This is a genomic window from Paraburkholderia sp. BR13439, assembly GCF_040948805.1.
Classification (GTDB): Bacteria; Pseudomonadota; Gammaproteobacteria; order Burkholderiales; family Burkholderiaceae; genus Paraburkholderia; species Paraburkholderia youngii.
Genome location: NZ_JBFPKN010000202.1, coordinates 1 through 255, shown reverse-complemented (window position 1 = coordinate 255; position 255 = coordinate 1). Strand labels below are relative to the sequence as shown.

Genomic DNA, 255 nt, shown 5'->3' with positions numbered 1-255 from the left:
TGCGCGGGCCAACCGGCTGGCGCACCATCTGATCGCACTCGGAGTCAGGCCGGATCAGCCGGTGGGGATCTGCGTGGAGCGCAGCGCGGCGATGGTGGTGGGGCTGCTGGCGATCCTGAAGGCGGGGAGCGCGTATGTGCCGCTGGATGCGGCGTATCCGTGCGCGCGGCTGCGGCAGATTGTGGGGGAGGCGGCGCCGCGGCTGGTGCTGGCCGATGGGGCGGGGCGTGCGGCGCTGGGCGAGGAGGCGCTCGC

Annotated in this window: 1 protein-coding gene; it reads left to right on the top strand. The window is 74.5% G+C overall.

Going from position 1 to position 255, the window contains the following annotated elements; all coding sequences use genetic code 11:
• A partial coding sequence (locus AB3X96_RS42870; RefSeq protein WP_368594455.1) for an AMP-binding protein occupies nucleotides 1-255 on the top strand: 255 nt, incomplete at both ends.